We start from the raw sequence: 16,231 nt of genomic DNA, 5'->3' as shown, positions 1-16,231 counted from the left end.
ATCCGCATGGTATGCCCGCGGTTACGTTCGGTGTTTCGGGACGTGTCGGACCGGGGGTGTGTGGTGGGTTTGATGTTGCGGGCGGTCGATGTGGTTCGCGGTTCCCGGTGGCGGTGGCTGCTGACCGACGAACGTTCCGGGACGCCGCTGGCCGACCACCTCGTCGATTTCGGTGCGCTTGCAAGCGAGCGTGAGGCGGAGGCGTTCCGGGATCTGTATCGGTTCCTGCGCTGGAATGCGGTGCCGGATCGGCGGGTGGAGTCGGAGGCGGAGTGGGTCGACCGGTTGGGTCGGTGGGTTGGTGAGCGGATTCTCGGCCGGTCGGTGGGTGCGGCGATTGCGGCGGCGGCGCCGGTGACGGTGCGGGTGCAGGTTCCGGATGCGGTGGGGTTTCTGTTGTATGCGCCGTTGGAGTTGGCGCATGTGGGTGGTGTGGCCCTCGCCAGGCGGGGTGACGTGAGCTTGGTCTTCGACGTCAGCGGGTCGCCGGTGGCTGGCGGGTCGGTTCCGGGTCCGCCGAGCTGGCCTGCGGTGGACCGGTTGCGGATGGTGGCAGTGTTCAGCCTGCCGACGCAGAGCACGGCGCTGGCGTTGCGGCGGGAGCGGTTTGAGCTTGCGAGGCAGGTGCGTGCGTTGGCGGCGCGGTCGCGGCGGATCATTGAACTGGAGGTGTTGCAGTACGGGGTGACCCGGGAGTTGCTGGGCAGGCGGGTGGCGGCCGGTGGTGGGCCGGATGTGTTGCACCTGTCTGGGCATGGCGGTAGTGGGCTGATTCTGTTGGAGGCTGAGGACGGCAGCGCGGACGGCGTGGAGGCCGGGGACCTGGTGCGGTTGTTGCGGCCGGCGCGGGGTCGGTTGCGGTTGGCGGTGTTGTCGGCGTGTCAGTCCGCTGCGGCGACGACGGCGGAGACGCTGCGCTGGCTGCGGCTGGATGAGGCTGCTGATGCGGCGCAGGAAGCCGCCGACGCCGAACTGGCTTCCGCGGATGCACTGGATGCGGTGACCGGTCTGGCTCGGCTGGTGGCGGGTCAGGTGGGGTGTGCGGTGGTGGCGATGCGCTACCCGGTGGTCGACGACTTTGCCATCGCGTTGACGTCGGCGTTGTACGAGGGGTTGTTCGAGCTGGATCTGTCGGTGGATGTGGCGTTACGTCGGGCGGTGCCGGCAGCCGCTGGGGAGCGTCCGTCGGCGTCGCGGCCGGCGTTGTCGATCGCCACTCCGACGCTGCTGGGTCCGGCGGCCGGGATGGTGCTGACCCCGCCGCGCGGGCGCCCCCCGATCGACCCGGCGGAGGCGCGGATGGCCGCCTTCCTTCCCGAGCCGGAGCGGTTCGTGGGCCGCACGGCGGTGATGATCCGGGCCAGCCAGGCCCTCGCTTCCGGTAGTGGGCGGGGTGGGGTGCTGTTGCATGGGATGGCGGGGGGTGGGAAGACGGCGTGTGCGTTGGAGTTGGCGTACCGGCATCAGGATCGTTTCGATCAGCCGGTGTGGTGGCAGGCGCCGTTGCGGGAGGAGGAGTGGCCCACCGCGTTGACCAGTCTTGCCCTGGCGTTGGAGGCTCAGCTCGGTGACCGGGGCTTCACCATGGTCGACAAGATCGGCACAGCGGACGGGCTACGCCGGTTCCTGCCGCGACTGCGTGCGCTGCTGCGCGACAACGGTCTGCTCATCGTGTTGGACAACTTGGAGACGCTGCTGACTGCGGATGGTGGGTGGCGGGATCCGCGCTGGGCCGACCTGATCACCACTCTTGCCGGGCATGGTGGTGAGTCCCGGGTCGTGCTCACCAGCCGCACCCCGCCGACCGGACTGTCGGCGGGCGTAGTGGTGGAGGCGGTGCATGCGTTGTCGCGGGATGAGGGGGTGCTGCTGGCGCGGGAGTTGCCGAATCTGCGGCGATTGCTGCACGCCGAACCCGGCCCCGAACGCACCACCGCGGTAGTGGAGGCGGACCGGGCGCGGGTGCGGCGGGTCCTGCACCTCGTGCAGGGCCACCCAAAACTGCTGGAGTTGGCCGATCGGGCCGCAGCCGACGAGGCCACCCTGGCCCGGCATCTCGACGCCGTCGAACACGCCACCAGCAGCGGGCAGGCTTTGGCGGCGTTCTTCACCGACGGCGAGTCCGCATTGGATGATGCCGGGTTCATGCAGGTGTTGGCCGGTTGGACCGCCACCGCCATGCATACCCTGCCCGAGGCACCCCGGTTGTTGCTACAGCTGCTGGCCGGCACCGAGGACGACGACCGGCTCTCCATCGTGGCCGAACCGGTCTGGCCCGAACTGCGCCGGCAATTGGAGCTGGCCGATCTCGCGCCGGCCTTCATCGGTACGCTGACGCCGCTGCTGACCGCCGCCCTGGTGGAACTGGAAACCATCGGAAACATCGATGCCGACGGTGCCGCGGTGCCGCTGTGGCGGTTCCGGTTGCATCCTGGGGTGGCCGAGACGGTCCGCGCGGCCACTCCACCCGGCGTGCGCACCGAGGTCGACACCGTGCTCGCCGCGTTCTGGACCGGCCTCATCCAGGTGCAGCAGCGGCAGCAGGGTGGCGAGCACACCCAGACGGTGGTGCGGGCTGGGCTGGCCGCCGCACCCTACCTGCTCCGCCTCACCGAATGGGACACCGCCGCGTGGGCGGTCGACCAAGCCCTCCTGCGTGACGTCACGGCGGGGATCGCGCAGGTCGCCGCCGCTCACCTGCACCGCATCGCCGCCGCTACCGGCAAACCCAAGGACCTGGGCACGCTGGGCCGTGCCGTCATGCGGGTGGACGTGGTGGAGGGTGAGCGGCTGCTGCGCACCGTCCTGGCCCAAGCCGTCGCAGCGGACGACCACCGGCTTGCCGCTGCTGTCGCCTGGGAGCTCGTGAACCTGTGCAGCGGTTCGGGGCGGCTGGGTGAGGCGCTCGACCTGGCTGACCAGGCCGCCGAGCACAGCCGCCAAGCCGGACACGGCCGCTGGACCCAACTGTTCAACCAGGCGCGCCGGCTGCAAATCGTCTACCTGCTGGGCCAGCCGGAGCAGGTCCTGACCGAGGTCCGCCGACTCATTGCCGAGATGGACCAACTCCCACCGCAGCGCGGCGCCGACGACGTGATTGACCCGTTCACCGTGCGGGAAGTGCTGCTCAACCTCGGCGTTCTCGCCGCCATCGCCCTGGAACGCTGGCAGGAGGCGCTGGACTTCAACGTCGGCACCGTCGCCAGCGCGCGTGCCCGGGGCGCCGGTGAGCACGCCATCGCCGTCGCCAGGTTCGCCGAGTACGGACCGCTGATCCGCCTCGGACGCCTCGACGACGCCGAGGAACTGCTGCTGTCCTGCCAGCAGGTGTTCGAACAGCACCAGGACATCCCCAACCTGGCCAAGACCCTCAGCGCCCGCGCCGACCTGGCCGACAAGCGCGGCCACCTTGACGACGCGATCGGCCTGGAGCATGCCGCGTTCCGCCTCACCTACACCCAACCCGATCCGGGTGACATCGCCGTCTCTCACTACAACCTGGCCAACTACCTGAGCCGGGCCGGCGCCGACCCGGCCGGTCAGCTCGCTCACCGTCTCGCCGCCGCCGTCATCAGGCAGCTCACCGGACAAACCCACGAGCTCGCCGCCATCGTTCGGGCACTCGCGGGAGAGCTGCGCGAACTACCAGACGCGGCGGTGCCCGCGACGCTCGCCAACCTGACCACCACGGTCGAACAGGTGGAGGGCGTGCGGTTCGCCGACCTGATCGACGCGCTGGCCGGCGACTCGGACACCGCCCAACACGCCCTCAACACCGTGCTCCACGCCGCCCGCAACGTGCCCACCGACCAGGCCTCCGACCTGCAACTACATTTGGACCGGTGGGAGCCGAGGCTCGCCGCCTTGGTTGCCGCCGTCCACGGCGACCAGGACGCGGCCGCCGCCCTCGACGAACTTCTCACCCGCACTGCCGCCAATCGAGACTGGGCCGTCCTCGCCGCAGTGCTCCGGCGCATCCTCAACGGCGACCGCGACCCCGACACTCTGCTGACCGGTCTCGACCCGATCGACACCGCGATCGTCACCCGCGCCCTGGACGCCGTTACTGGCCGCATCACCCTCCAACCACCCCAACCCGCCGAAACCCCGAACAATGACCCGACAATCCAAGAACCGTGGCCCGCCATCATCGCCGCGGTGGTCGCCGCCGCAAACGGCGACCACACCGCGGCAGCCGACCTCGACCCCGTCCTGGACGACCTGGCCAGCCGCGAGGAGTGGGCGGCGCTCGCGGCCGCACTGCGGCACATCATCGCCGGGCAACGCGACCCGAACACCCTCCAGACCGGGCTGGACCCTACCGATACCGCCATCACCACCGCCGTCCTTACCCGACTCACCAACCCAACCAACCCGACCGACACCGACCAGCCCTGCCCATAACCTTCAGACCACTACCGACCCGGCAGGACCGTGGAAAAGGCACCGATGCTGGGAGCGCACGCTCCCCGGCTTGAAGACGTTTGTGCTGGTGGAAACGGTGCCGCCGCTGCACTACGGGAGCACTTCACAATGACACGGCACCCAGAAGCGATCACGTCGATCGTGTGCTCCCCGAACTGGCCACCGACACGGCCCATCTGATGGGTGCAACCAACGGGTGTCAACGGCGCCGAACGGTCGGCAACAGTCGTCTACTGCACCCGGTTGACCTGCCGGAACACTGTTTCGGCAGGTCAACCGGCCAGTCCGGGCAAAGTTGACACGGAAGAGGTCACTGGTTCAAACCCAGTATCGCCCACGCAGGTCAGAGGGCCGGTCGACACAGTCGACCGGCCCTCTGCTTTTGCCTGAGTGCCCAACTGAGTGCCTACGCTCCGAAGATCTTGTCCATCGCCACCGCCCCGTTCAGTAGGACCGGGCGTAGCTCGTGGCGGTAGACCGCCTCCGTCACCCGCGTGCCGGCGTGACCCATGAGATCGGCGATCTCCTCGATCCGCATTCCCCCGCTGGACAGCAGCGACACGAAGCTGTGCCGTAGCTCGCGCGGCGTCCAGTTGTGATCCGTCAGCCCGGCCTTCCGCGCGACCGTCCGGAAGGCGCGCCGGACGTTGGCCGCGTCGAGCGCCGCGCCGCTCGACGTCGAGAACACCAGGTCGGTCTCCTGCCAGTCCGGCCGGTCCTTGCGCTGCTTCGCCTGATGCGCGGTGAGCGCCACGACGCACCGGGCAGGGATGGCGAGAGTGCGCCGGGACTTCTTGGTCTTCGTGTCTCCGCCTCGCCGGACCGACCGCCACACCTGGATGGATGGCGGGATCGGCGGGTCGACGTCGTCCAGGCCGACGAGGTCGACGTGCGCCCACGTGAGCGCCCGCAGTTCCTCGGTACGCGCGCCGGTCAGCAGGGACGTGACGATGTACGCCTCTGCCGCCGAGCCCTTGGCGGCTTCGAGCAGCGCGTTCGCCTGCACGAGCGTGAGCGACCTCGACGGACGGCCCGGTTGCCCGGTCGGTACGCCACACAGCGCTACGACATTGCGCTTCACTTTGTCCCGGGCCATAGCCCTGGTGATCGCCCGGTTGAGGTAGTTGTGCAGGTTCTGCAGGGTCGCCGTGCTGAGCGTCTTGGCCTTGGCGGCGAGCCACTTGTCGACGTCGCTCGCGCTGAGGACACGCAGCTTCCGGGCGCCCAGGTCGGGGATGATGTGGGTGTTGCACATCCCCGTGCACTTCGTCACGGTCGCCTCTGATCGCCCGTTGAGGCCGTAGGCCAGCCAGTCCCGGACGGCATCCGCCACGGTGTAGTTCTGCGGCGCGATCGCCAGGCCGTCCTCGTGGTCTCGGAGCACCTCCTTCAGCTTGGCTCGCGCTTCGGTCTTGGTCTTCCCGCTCCCCCGGCGCACGATGCGCTTCCCGGCCGGCGTGTAGCCGACCACGACGGCGGCGATGAACCGCTGTCGGTCTTCGTCCCAGTAGAGGCTTCCCTCGCCCCGACCTCTGCGCGCGGTCACGCGGCCTCCCGTTCGAGTAGTGCGACGTAGTCGGAGATCGCGCTGTCTGGCACGAGCCGGGCGCGGCCCTGCTTCACGGTGCGGAGGCGGCCGGCGCGGATCTGCTCGTAGATGACGGTCCGGCTGATGCTGAGCTGCTCCATCGCCTCGGGGATCTTCCAGAGCGCTTTGCGGGTGGCGACGGTGGTCACGCGACACCTCCGATGCGTCGGATGGCGGGGGTACCCGTCCCATCCGTCCCAGGCTCGTTTTCGCTGCTCACGGCCGGTACGGATGGTTTGGCCGGTACGGCTTGACCCGTACCGGGGTCGGCATCCGTACCGTCGCTGACCTGGGAAGACGATGCTGGTACGGGTGGGACGGTTCGGTCTGGGCAGTAGCGCTTCCAGGCGTCGGCGAACGCCTCGCGGTGGTAGCCCTTGGCCTGCCCGACGGGGAACCGGATGGTGGCCGAGCTGATGCCGAACTCCCGCAGGAGGTCGCCGAGGCGCTTGCCGGTCATCCCGGCCGGGCCGAAGCCCTGCCACGGTCCCTCCGGGTCGTCGTTGAGCGCAGCGAGCAGCTCGGCGGTGGTCGCGGCGCCCGGGTCGCCGAGGGTGGTGAACGCGGTCCGGATGTCGGCCAGGAGCCGGACGCGGGTCGAGACGTGACCGGTGTCCTCGGCCTCGGCGGTGAGGACGGTCGCGGCGGCCCGGCCGCGCGCCGGCCAGCTGCCGCCCGCGAGGTCGGCGACCGCGATCAGCGGCTCCCACGTGTCGGCGGCGCGGTCTTCGAGGGGCATGTCGGGCTCTGCACCTTCGAGGGTGTCGAGATGCCCCCGGAGCCACTGGAACAGCTCGACGGCGACCTTCCGCAGTACCGGACCGTCGCGGCGGTGCCGGTACGGCGCCACGGACTCGCCCGCCATTCGCCGGCGCATCCGCACGACCACGGCGCGGTCCTCGATGGTGTCGGGCATGGCGCCGATCCCGGCGAGTGCGGCCATGGCGAACGTGGGGATCTTTTCGAGGCGGTGCGCGTTGCTGTCCCAGCGGATCGCGGGCCGGTTGCGCTGGTGCCCAGCGTTGAGCAGACCCCGGAGATCCTCGTTCGCCTCGGCGTTCTTCCCGCCGAAGATGGTGTCGGCCTCGTCCACCAGGAGCGTGGGCGGCTCGTCGGTGCCGATGGCACGGTAGACGGCGGCCGGTGAGGCATTGACCGTGATGAGCGGGTTGCAGCTGGTGCCCTCCACGACGTCGAGGAGCCGGGACTTGCCGCAGCGCTTCTCCGGCGCGCGGATGACAAGCCGCGGGGCATGCGCCCACGCGGGCATGGCGTGCGACGCGGCGATCCACAGCACGACGGCGTCGACCGCCTCGGGCGAGGGAAGCACGACGTAGCGGGTGACGGCGGCGTGCAGCCGGTCGAGGATCGCCGCGCCGTCAACGGGTTCGGTGGTCACGCTGCAACTCCTTCGTCTCGGAAGCCGCCGGTGATGGCGGCGCGGGTCTCGCGGTCGGTCTGTCCGGCGCTGATTCCGGCGTCGTACAAGGCGTTGAGCGCGTCATGGGTGCTGATGGCGTTGGCCGCGACCATCCGGGCGACGCCCCGGGCAGAGCCGTACAGGGTGGCGCGGCGACGGCCCTTCGGCGCGCGGCGGATGGTGTCGAGCAGGGAGCGCAGCAGCGCGTCGGGTGATGAGATGCCCCCGGCCGGCGTGGAGCTCGTCGCCCTGGTCGTGCTCGCCGACGCCTCGGCGGCCGGCGCGGGTCGGCAGGCCGTCACGAGGGGCGGGGGCATCTCAACCACCGGCCGGTCGCCGATCCAGCGGTACGGGCGGCCGGTGCGCGGGTGGATCGACGGCGGCGCCACGACGTACCCGCCGTCGCCCCGCACGTCGATGCCCTCACCGAGGCGTCCCTGACTGTTCAGGACGGTCGTTCCCGGGTGGCGGTAGTACAGGTGCCATCCGCCGCTTCCCGTGACCACACAGGCCGTTTCCGGCATGAGCGCCGGGTCGAGAGCGCCGCCGTGGCCCGGGTCGATGTCGACCACGACCAGACCGGCGACCGCACCGGTGCGGATCGCGAGCAGCCCGTCAGGTTGCGCGGCAACCATCGCGGTGACGCGCTGCGGGTCGAGCGTCGCGGCGTAGAGGCCGTGGCAGAACATGCAGGGGCAGGCGTCGCGGTCGTGGCCCGGCCCGGCGGTCCGGCAGCCGTCGCAGTTGGCGATCGGGCGCTTGCTGCGGCCGAGCAGGAACACCGGCCAGCCACGTTCGATGTGGTCAATCGCGTTGCGTAGCAACGATTGTGAGTCAGCCATTGCGGATGCCTCCCGTGGGTCGGACGCTGGCGCGGGTTGCCCGCTCCATCGCGTGCGTCAGGTCGGTGGCCAGGTCGAGCAACTGGCGGCGCGCGTACGGCTCAGCAGCGGCGAGCGCGACCGTGAGGGTCACCTCCGCGTGCTCCCGGCCATCGGCGGCGCGGACGCGGGTCAGCAGCGCGCGGCCGAGGCCCTCGACGTCGACCACGAGGGGGTCGGCGCGGTGCTCGCCGAGGTTGCAGCGGTGGCCTCCGGCGCACCATTCGGTGTGCCGCAGGGCGTTGAGCCCGTTGCGTCCGCGTCGAGTGAGACGGGTCATCGGGTGCCGCCGGTGCGGTTGCGGTCGTTGGCGCGGACGGTGCGCAGGTAGTTGATGGCGCGGCGGCCGGGGCGCAGCTGGCGGCCGGTGCCGTCGCAGCGGTGGCAGAGGCCGAACGCGCGACCGATCAGGGCGCGGCGTTTGCCGGTGCCGGAGCAGCGCCGGCAGGCGACGAACGGCCAGATCCAGCACGCGGCGAGGTAACCGAGCGTCACGATGGTCAGGAGGAGGATCAGCAGGCCGCTTGCGGCGGCGTTGCTGGTAGCGGTAGCGGCGAGGGTGTGCACGGAACGGCCTCCAGAGGCTGTTTTTGGGTGCAGAGGGCTGCTGGCGCTACCCGCTACCTCGGTGGGTAGCGGCTGGCCAGGTTGGTAGCGGGGTGGGTAGCGGCGGCGCTACCGGGTAGCGGCGCCGCCGCTACCGTTCAGGCGCTCTTGCGGCGCTGGATCGCGCTGTCCACATCGGACACGCGGGCGCCCTTGAGGACCTCGCCGCGGACCTTGACGTTCACGCTCGGTACACGGTCGCGGAGCTGTGCGGAGATCGCGTCGGCGGTGATGTCGGCGTAGTGCTCCGGCAGCGTCTCGGTGAGGCGGGCGGCGATGGTTGCCCAGTGCAGGCCGTTCTCCCCGGCGAGGAACACGCTGCGGACGTCGGCGAGGGTGTCGCGCATGTCGCGGGTGATGGTCTCGCCGATCGCGGCGCCGGACAGCGTGCCGGCGGCCTGCCGGTGCTTCCGGGCGGCGGTGAGGATCTTCTCGGCGTCGCTGTGGTCGGCGAGGTACGTCCGGACGGTCGGCGTGTCATCGCTGGCGCCGTACATGTAGCCGACGCCCCGGTATTGCGGCCCGTTCGGCAGCGCGGAGGCGTCGTAGCCCTCCGAGTACGCCTCACCGCCAAGGATCGCCTCGGAGACGATCCGGTTGCCGCACTTGAGGGCGAACCGCACGGCGTGGTTGTCGCGGTATCGGTTGAACAGGCGGCCGACGTCACCGGCGCCGACACCGGACGGCTTCTGGCTGGAGGACAGCAGGATCACACCGGCCGAGGGGCCGACGGCCATGATGTAGGACAGCAGGGCAGCGATCTCCTTGTTCTGCTCCTGGCTGTCCAGCTCGTAGTAGACCTGGAACTCCTCCATCACGAGCATCCACACCGCGAGCTGCGGGTACTTCCGCGACAGCTCCCGGGTGATCTTCCCTTCCGGGCACTCCGCGGTGGACAGCGTCGACAGGAAGTCGTTGACCTCCAGGATGTGCGCCTTGACCTCGCGGAGCACCTCCAGGAGGTGCTCGACCGGGTCGTTGTCGCGGCTGTTGGGCACCGGACCGAACACCATGCGGTGCGCGACCAGGCGGAACTTGTCCCAGTCCGGCGACATCTTGCCGTCCACGATGATCAGCCGCACGTACGGGTCGAGTGCAGCGAACAGCGCCAGGAGCCGGGTCGCGAACGTCTTGCCCTTACGGGGCTGCGCACCGACCAGCACCGACACCCACATCAGCAGCAGACCGACCTTCCGGCCGCGCTCATCGAGGCCGAACGGCGCCTCCGTCCAGATGTCGCGGACCTTGCCGTCCAACAGCGGCGTCTTCCCGGCCGGGATGGCGAGGGGGTCGCGGTCGGCGACGAACAGCACGTGCCGCCGGTGCGATGACGGGTCGCGGGTGAGAAACACCTGGTTGACGCTGACGTCCAGGCCGGACGCGATGGCGCCCTTGGCGTTGAGAACGTGCTCCCACGTCTTGCCGTACGGCAGGTCGATGACCACCTGCGAGCCGGAACCGGAGGCGTCACGGGACATCGTGGACCCGAACGTGACCTGCTGGTTCGGCTTGTCCGGGTGACCCAGCCCGGCGGCGTAGTACGCGCGCAGGATGATGTCGGGGTTGACCCGCCGGTACCGCCCTGCGACCACGGCGGGGCGAAGGATCGGCTTGTCCTGCGGGCGGCCGAGCCGGGCCAGCCCGCAGACGATACCGGCGGCGGCCAGCCCGGTCACCCACCACGGCGCGAGGGCGTAGGCGACCGGCCCGCCGATCGCGGCGGCGGCGACCTCGGCGGCCAGGACGATGCCGCGCCAGGCGCGGGTGGCCTTGACCTCGCGGTGCAGCTTGTACCAGGTCGCCGGGTCGTTCGCGTCGGCGGCGGCCTGCCGGAGCCCGTACTGCTCCGACAGCCACCACCACCGCAACTGACGACCGACCACCTTGAACAGGCCGACGGTGGCCCAGAACCCGGCCTGCAGCGCGTACCAGGGCGCCCGCACGGCGTGGTACCCGGCGCGGTGCAACGCGTCCTCCGCGATGTCGCGGACGGTCGCCTTGAAGTTCTGCCAGCCCAGCAGCCTGCCCGGGATGATCGGGCGGCGGCCCTTCGGATCGGCCGGCGGCGCGTCGACCAAGACGCCACCGGGCTGCGGCTCGTCATCGAGCGGCACGTCGAAGTGTCTGTCGGCGCTGGTGCCGTCCCGGCGGGCGCGGGCGGCGCCGAGGTCGACCACGTCGGCAACGTCGGCCACCTCGGACTCGTACTTGGACCAGTCGAACCCGTTCGGGTGCTCGCGGTCCGGGTCGTTGCTCGTCATGCTGGAGATCTCCTGACTCCTGATGGAGAGATGGGGACCGGTGCGCGGCCGAGGGTTCCTAGGCCACGGAGGCCGCGCGCCGGGCGAACTGGTGGTGCCTCAGGCGCTGATGAGCAGCGCGGCGATGAACAGCCAGCCGACGTGCCAGGACTGGTCGAGGGCGTACAGACCGCCACCGCGCTCCAGCCACGCCGGGGACTTCTTGAGCGCGTCGGCCATGCGCCGCAGGGGCGCGCGCCGGTCGGCGATGTGGTGGGTGACCGCCGAGACGCTCAGCCCGGCAGCGGTCCAGCCGAGGTGCAGCGCGGCGCCGGTGACGGCGAGCATCGCGACCAGGGCGACGACGGCGGTCAGCGTGTACGTGCCGACGTGCGCGGCACAGGCGAGATGCCCCCGCCACCCGGTGTCGGCCTTGTGGTCGGCCTGGTGCTGCGTCTGGATCCAGTGGTCGGCGACCTGGTGAGCGGCGTACAGGGCGACGAAGACAGCGGCGAGGGTGCCGGCGTCGGTCGGAGTTGCCATGATGGGGGTCTCCTGACTCCTGATGGAGGGATGGGGACCGGTGCGCGGCCGAGGGTTCCTAGGCCACGGAGGCCGCGCACCGGGCGGAGCTAGTCGCGGTTGGCGTGGATCAGGTGGGCGAGCGCGGCACCCATGCCGAGCACGGCGACGGGCAGGCAGGCAACGGCGGTGGTGATCCACCAGGGCGCGGCGGTGACTCCGGCGGCGCTGAGCAGGTGGTAGGCGACCTGTCCGGCGCAGCCGAACACGAGGGAGCCGATCGCGGACCAGCGGGCGAACCGGCGCACCGCCGGGCCGTAGGCGTCGGACAGCCACACGGCCAGGGCGTAGGCGGCGTACGCCTCCACGCCGATCGGGAGCGTGATCGCGGTGTTGATGCTGAACCCGTCGGCGATGCCGGGCAGCGGGTGGATCACGCCGAACCCGGTCAGCTCACCGAGGCCGACCCACCCGGACCAGATCGCCACGAACGCGGGCAGGGCCAGGACCCAGACCGGCCAGGACGGCGGCTTGCGCCGGGCAGGTGCCTCGGTGAGCGGCGCGGCCGGGGCGGTCGACGCGGTGATGTTGGTGTCCGGGTGTCCGTCACCCGTGGCCTGCGGCGGCGTCTCGATCGCCTCGGTGACCGGCGGCGCCTCGGGGTCGGGGGTGTCGGTGTCGGGCTCCAGGTCCGGCACGACGTGCAGCGCTCGCGCCGGGGGCATCTCGGTGCGCTCGTCGGTGAGGGCCTCGCGGATGGCGTTGGCCTTCGGCGCGCCGATCCGGAACTCCTTCATCAGCGCGTTCCGTGACGGGATCTCGCCGAGCTTGTCGGCCAGGGTGCGGGCCTGCGGCATGAGCGCTTCGATCGGGGCGGGGTAGGCGCTGGGGGCGGTGGCGGTGGTCATTGGGTGCTGCTCCTTCAGTGGTTGAGGACGCGGCCGGACACGGTGTGGGCGCTGAGCGCGATCGGGCCGGTCACGCGGATGGAGCCGGACACGGACTCGGCGCGGAGGTTGCATCGGTCGGTCGCGGCGACCGTGATGCCGCCGGAGATCGTCTTGGCGAACCCGTCGCCGATCAGGCGGTCGATCGCGATGCGGCCGGAGACGGTGGACAGGTCCGGAGCACTCACCGTGTCGATGTGGACCGCGCCGGACACCGTCTCCACGACGGCGCGGAGCAGGGTGCCGGACACATCCACGGACGCACTGACCGTCTCGGCGAGCAGCGAGCTACCCAGCGGCAGCCGCGCCACGATGCCCACCAGCGGACCGACGCCGCCGGTCACGACACCCCCGACGACCGTGCCGCCGGACATGCCGCCGATCGACACCACGTCGCCGTACACGACGCCGACGACGACGCCCAGATTGTGCCCGACGACTTGGGTGACGCCGCCGAAGTGCTGGCGGGCCGTGGTCGGCTCCAGGTTCGGCACCCGCACAGCGAGGTGGTCGCCGTGGTCATCGATCGTGGCGCGCTCGACCGCGCGGGCGGCCGACTCGTTGCCCTCGGGGCTGATCAGGGTCACCTCGGCGTACTCGCGGTCCTCCACGATCACGCGGACACTGCCGACGTTGATGCGCACGTCCAGCGTGATTGCGCCGTGCTCCCGCGCGGTGCACGTCCTCGCCTTCGGGGTGTTCATGCCGCCACCTCGTTGCTCGTCTCGCGGACGATCCGGACGACCGCGCCGTAGGCCACGTGCAGGCGAAGGGCGATCCGAGAGAGGCTCACCGAGCGGCGCCGCAGGCGGTTGACCGCGACGACCAGCTCGGCCGGCGTCAGCGCCACTCGCTCGCCGCCGCACGCGAGGTCGACGGCAATCTCATCGATGTAGTCCGGGTCCGCCTCCAGCTCGCGGGGCAGGTCGAACTCGACCGCGAACCGCTCGTCGTCGCGGATCGCCAGCTCCCAGCACGCGCCGCACGCCACGCCACGCGTGAAAGGCGAGCGGTGCGCCTCGCAGTGCCGCGCGGCGACGTCGGCCAGGACGTGCTCCGGGCCGAAGTACGCCGCAATGCCGGGCACCGCAAGCAGCGGCAGGACGTCGGCGCCCCGCTCCGTCTGTGTGATCACTCCAGAACCTCCAGATCGTGCCGGCGTCTGCCGGTCTCCTCGAATACAGCGCCAGTGCTGTATTCGTGATTGCGACCGTACAGCGCCAGTGCTGTATTCGCAACCGCGTGGCGTGCCATTGAGCTGGTACTTGATCGATTGGCGCCCGGTCGATCAGCGCCTGCCACAAGAGAACCGCGGCGGCGACCTGGTCGACAGGGTGTGAGCCGTGCGCGACGTGGCACTCGTCTCACACCCTGTGTGAATCGATCGACGGGGTTCCCTGAGCGTCACGGATTCCCTACGCTCCGGAGCATGGCCGAAGCGAATCTCCTGCTCGCAGCGCTCATCGAGCGCGCCGGCCTCTCGAACGCGGGCCTCGCGCGCCGCGTCAACCTGCTCGGCGCGTCGCATGGGCTCCGGTACGACCACGCGTCCGTCGCCCGCTGGATCCGCGACGGTGCCGTGCCCCGCGACCCCGGCCCGGAGCTGATCTGCCGCGTCATCGGCCAAGCACTGAACGCGCCCGTCGCGCTGGCCGACATCGGCATGGAGCGGCGAAAGCCCACTCCGGTTGGGATGCCCCTCGCGCAGGCGGTCGAGCGCGCATCGGCGCTCTGGCGCGGCGACCAGCGGGACAAGGCCGGCGGCCCACCAGCCACCGGCACGGACGCGATCGCGCCGGTCTGGGAGTGGGAGAACCCACCCGACGACCTCAACGTCTCACGCGACGGTCACGCCCAGGTCGGCGCCGCCGACGTGCAGCGCCTGCGCCAGCTGCGCGCCCGCTATCAAGAGATGTACCGGCGGGTCGGCGGCGTGCCAGTCCGGCCGCGCCTCGTGGCGGCCCTGAACGAACACGCGGCGCCGCTGCTGCGCAACGCCTACGACAACCGCACCGGCCGCGAGCTGCTCCGTGCGGCCGGCGGGCTGGCGGCTCTTGCCGGGGTCTGCGCGTACGACGCCGATCAACAGGGGCTCGCCCAGCGGTACCTCTTCGGCGCCCTGCGCATGGCGAAAGCCAGCGGCGACAAGGCATTCGGCGCGTACGTCGTAGCCCTGATGAGCACGCACGCGTTGCACAACAACCAACCGCGGCTCGTCGTGCAGTACGCCGAGTCGGCACTGCGCGCGGCGCGGGGGCATCTCAGCCACGCCCTCGCCGCAGATCTGCACTCGCTTGCCGGGAAGGCGTACGCGCGGATGGGGCAGAGCGCCGACTGCCAGCGGCACATGGCCGAGTCCGAGTGGACGGCGGGCCGCATCAAGCCGACCGACGAACCGGCCGAAGCGTCGTACGTGCAGCCGGGCCTCATCGAGACACAGGTCGCCGAGGCGCTGCGGCGCCTGGGCGACCTCAGCGCCGCCCAGGCGTACGCGGAAGAGTCCGTCCGGACAGCCGGCGGCACGCACCTACGCGGCCGCGTCCACCGCTTCGCCGGCCTCGCGCTTATCGTCGCCCAGCGCGGCGACGTCGACCAGGCCGTGCACGTCGGCACCCAGATGCTCGACTACGCCGAAGGCATGGAATCCGGCCGCATCCGCGACCGCGTCGCGCAGGTGACGACCGCGCTCCGGCCACACGCTAGGGTGCCAGCGGTGGCGGAGTTTCTCGACCGGGCCGACACCGACGCCCAACTGAGGGGGTTCTGATGCGCTGGCAGGTCAACTCCGAACGCACGCTCTACCAAGACCAGTGGGTGCACGTGCTGACCGCCGACGTCGAACTGCCCGACGGCAGACACCTCGACCACCGCCTCATCCGCAGCGCCCCAGGCGCCGGCGCCGTCGTCATAGTCGACGGCAAGGTGCTCCTGCTGTGGCGTCACCGGTTCATCACTGACACGTGGACCTACGAGATCCCAGTCGGCGCCATCGGCAACGACGAACCGGCCGTCGCAGCGGCCCGCGAGGTCGAGGAAGAGACGGGCTGGCGTCCCGGGCCTCTCCACCCACTGATCTACACGCAGCCCACGCCGGGCCTCATGAACTCTGAGCACCACATCTTCCGCGCAGACTCGGCCGAGTACATCGGCCCACCAGTTGACGGCTTCGAGTCCGAACGCGTCGAGTGGGTACCGCTTGAGGACATCCGCCGCCTGATCGACAAGCGTGACATCGTGACCGGCACGACGCTCGTCGCGCTGCTGTACATGCTGGCTGACGTAGCCAAGTAGGCGTCTATGCCGTGGGGCGGCGCGGCCTGGCTTCCGCCCACGCCCTAACCGTCGCTGGTCGCCAAACCGGCGAGCGCCCAAACTTCCGCTCAGGCTGCGGTGCCTGCTGACGCGCCACGTAAGCGGCCCACGTGCTGCGTGTGATGCCCAAGAACCGCGCACAGTCCTCAGCTGTCCACCAGTCGGCAGGCAGATCGTTCAAGTCGCTTTGCGTCTCCATCGGAAGCCAACCGTACTGCATTGATCCTGCGATGGAGGCCCCGGCCGACACGATCCGTTCATGCGTTGACAGGGTCAAACTGTGCCATTAA

14 protein-coding genes are annotated in these 16,231 nt (G+C 70.6%); 3 read left to right on the top strand and 11 right to left on the bottom strand.

Features of this window, described 5'->3' with window-relative positions; translation table 11 throughout:
- Positions 1-72: 72 nt before the first annotated feature.
- Positions 73-4,404 (top strand): CHAT domain-containing protein, encoded by a 4,332-nt coding sequence (locus tag ABZ321_RS25795; RefSeq protein ID WP_354895465.1) that lies wholly within the window; start codon positions 73-75, stop codon positions 4,402-4,404.
- A 427-nt stretch (positions 4,405-4,831) separates the two neighbouring features.
- Here the strand turns inward: ABZ321_RS25795 and ABZ321_RS25790 are convergent, their stop codons facing one another.
- The 11 genes from ABZ321_RS25790 to ABZ321_RS25740 form a co-directional block, all read right to left on the bottom strand.
- Positions 4,832-5,971: a site-specific integrase gene (locus ABZ321_RS25790; protein ID WP_354895462.1), complete on the bottom strand. Its 1,140-nt coding sequence runs from the start codon at positions 5,969-5,971 to the stop codon at positions 4,832-4,834.
- A complete protein-coding gene (locus ABZ321_RS25785; protein WP_354895589.1) occupies positions 5,968-6,114 on the bottom strand; it encodes a helix-turn-helix domain-containing protein in 147 nt (48 codons plus the stop codon). Before ABZ321_RS25785 ends, ABZ321_RS25790 begins: the two co-directional genes overlap by 4 nt.
- 44 nt (positions 6,115-6,158) lie before the next feature.
- Entirely contained in the window at positions 6,159-7,412 is a 1,254-nt protein-coding gene (locus ABZ321_RS25780; RefSeq protein WP_354895459.1) for a DUF3631 domain-containing protein, read from the bottom strand.
- Positions 7,409-8,275, bottom strand: coding sequence for a bifunctional DNA primase/polymerase (locus ABZ321_RS25775; RefSeq protein WP_354895456.1), 867 nt, complete (start codon positions 8,273-8,275; stop codon positions 7,409-7,411). The genes ABZ321_RS25780 and ABZ321_RS25775 overlap by 4 nt, the downstream gene beginning before the upstream one ends.
- Positions 8,268-8,594 carry a hypothetical protein gene (locus tag ABZ321_RS25770; protein WP_354895453.1) on the bottom strand — a complete coding sequence of 109 codons (327 nt, stop codon included), beginning with the start codon at positions 8,592-8,594 and terminating at the stop codon, positions 8,268-8,270. The genes ABZ321_RS25775 and ABZ321_RS25770 overlap by 8 nt, the downstream gene beginning before the upstream one ends.
- Entirely contained in the window at positions 8,591-8,881 is a 291-nt protein-coding gene (locus tag ABZ321_RS25765) for a hypothetical protein (protein ID WP_354895450.1), read from the bottom strand. The genes ABZ321_RS25770 and ABZ321_RS25765 overlap by 4 nt, the downstream gene beginning before the upstream one ends.
- Before the next feature lie 137 nt (positions 8,882-9,018).
- On the bottom strand, positions 9,019-11,181 hold the full coding sequence (locus ABZ321_RS25760; protein WP_354895447.1) for a cell division protein FtsK: 2,163 nt from the start codon (positions 11,179-11,181) through the stop codon (positions 9,019-9,021).
- A gap of 99 nt (positions 11,182-11,280) precedes the next feature.
- Positions 11,281-11,703 carry a DUF3307 domain-containing protein gene (locus ABZ321_RS25755; protein ID WP_354895444.1) on the bottom strand — a complete coding sequence of 141 codons (423 nt, stop codon included), beginning with the start codon at positions 11,701-11,703 and terminating at the stop codon, positions 11,281-11,283.
- An 89-nt stretch (positions 11,704-11,792) separates the two neighbouring features.
- Entirely contained in the window at positions 11,793-12,590 is a 798-nt protein-coding gene (locus ABZ321_RS25750) for an ABC transporter permease (RefSeq protein WP_354895441.1), read from the bottom strand.
- A gap of 14 nt (positions 12,591-12,604) precedes the next feature.
- Complete coding sequence (locus tag ABZ321_RS25745) at positions 12,605-13,333, bottom strand: hypothetical protein (protein WP_354895438.1); 729 nt, start codon at positions 13,331-13,333, stop codon at positions 12,605-12,607.
- Positions 13,330-13,764 carry a hypothetical protein gene (locus ABZ321_RS25740; protein WP_354895435.1) on the bottom strand — a complete coding sequence of 145 codons (435 nt, stop codon included), beginning with the start codon at positions 13,762-13,764 and terminating at the stop codon, positions 13,330-13,332. Before ABZ321_RS25740 ends, ABZ321_RS25745 begins: the two co-directional genes overlap by 4 nt.
- Positions 13,765-14,058: 294 nt before the next feature.
- On the opposite strand from ABZ321_RS25740, the gene ABZ321_RS25735 reads away from it, so the two are divergent.
- Together ABZ321_RS25735 and ABZ321_RS25730 are read left to right on the top strand one after the other, a co-directional pair.
- Complete coding sequence (locus ABZ321_RS25735; protein ID WP_354895432.1) at positions 14,059-15,396, top strand: hypothetical protein; 1,338 nt, start codon at positions 14,059-14,061, stop codon at positions 15,394-15,396.
- Positions 15,396-15,920 (top strand): NUDIX hydrolase, encoded by a 525-nt coding sequence (locus ABZ321_RS25730; RefSeq protein WP_354895429.1) that lies wholly within the window; start codon positions 15,396-15,398, stop codon positions 15,918-15,920. Before ABZ321_RS25735 ends, ABZ321_RS25730 begins: the two co-directional genes overlap by 1 nt.
- The last annotated feature ends 311 nt before the right edge of the window (positions 15,921-16,231 follow it).

The sequence above is a fragment of the Dactylosporangium sp. NPDC006015 genome, from assembly GCF_040614215.1.
Classification (GTDB): Bacteria; Actinomycetota; Actinomycetes; order Mycobacteriales; family Micromonosporaceae; genus Dactylosporangium; species Dactylosporangium maewongense.
This window is presented reverse-complemented; position numbering and strand designations above follow the sequence as displayed.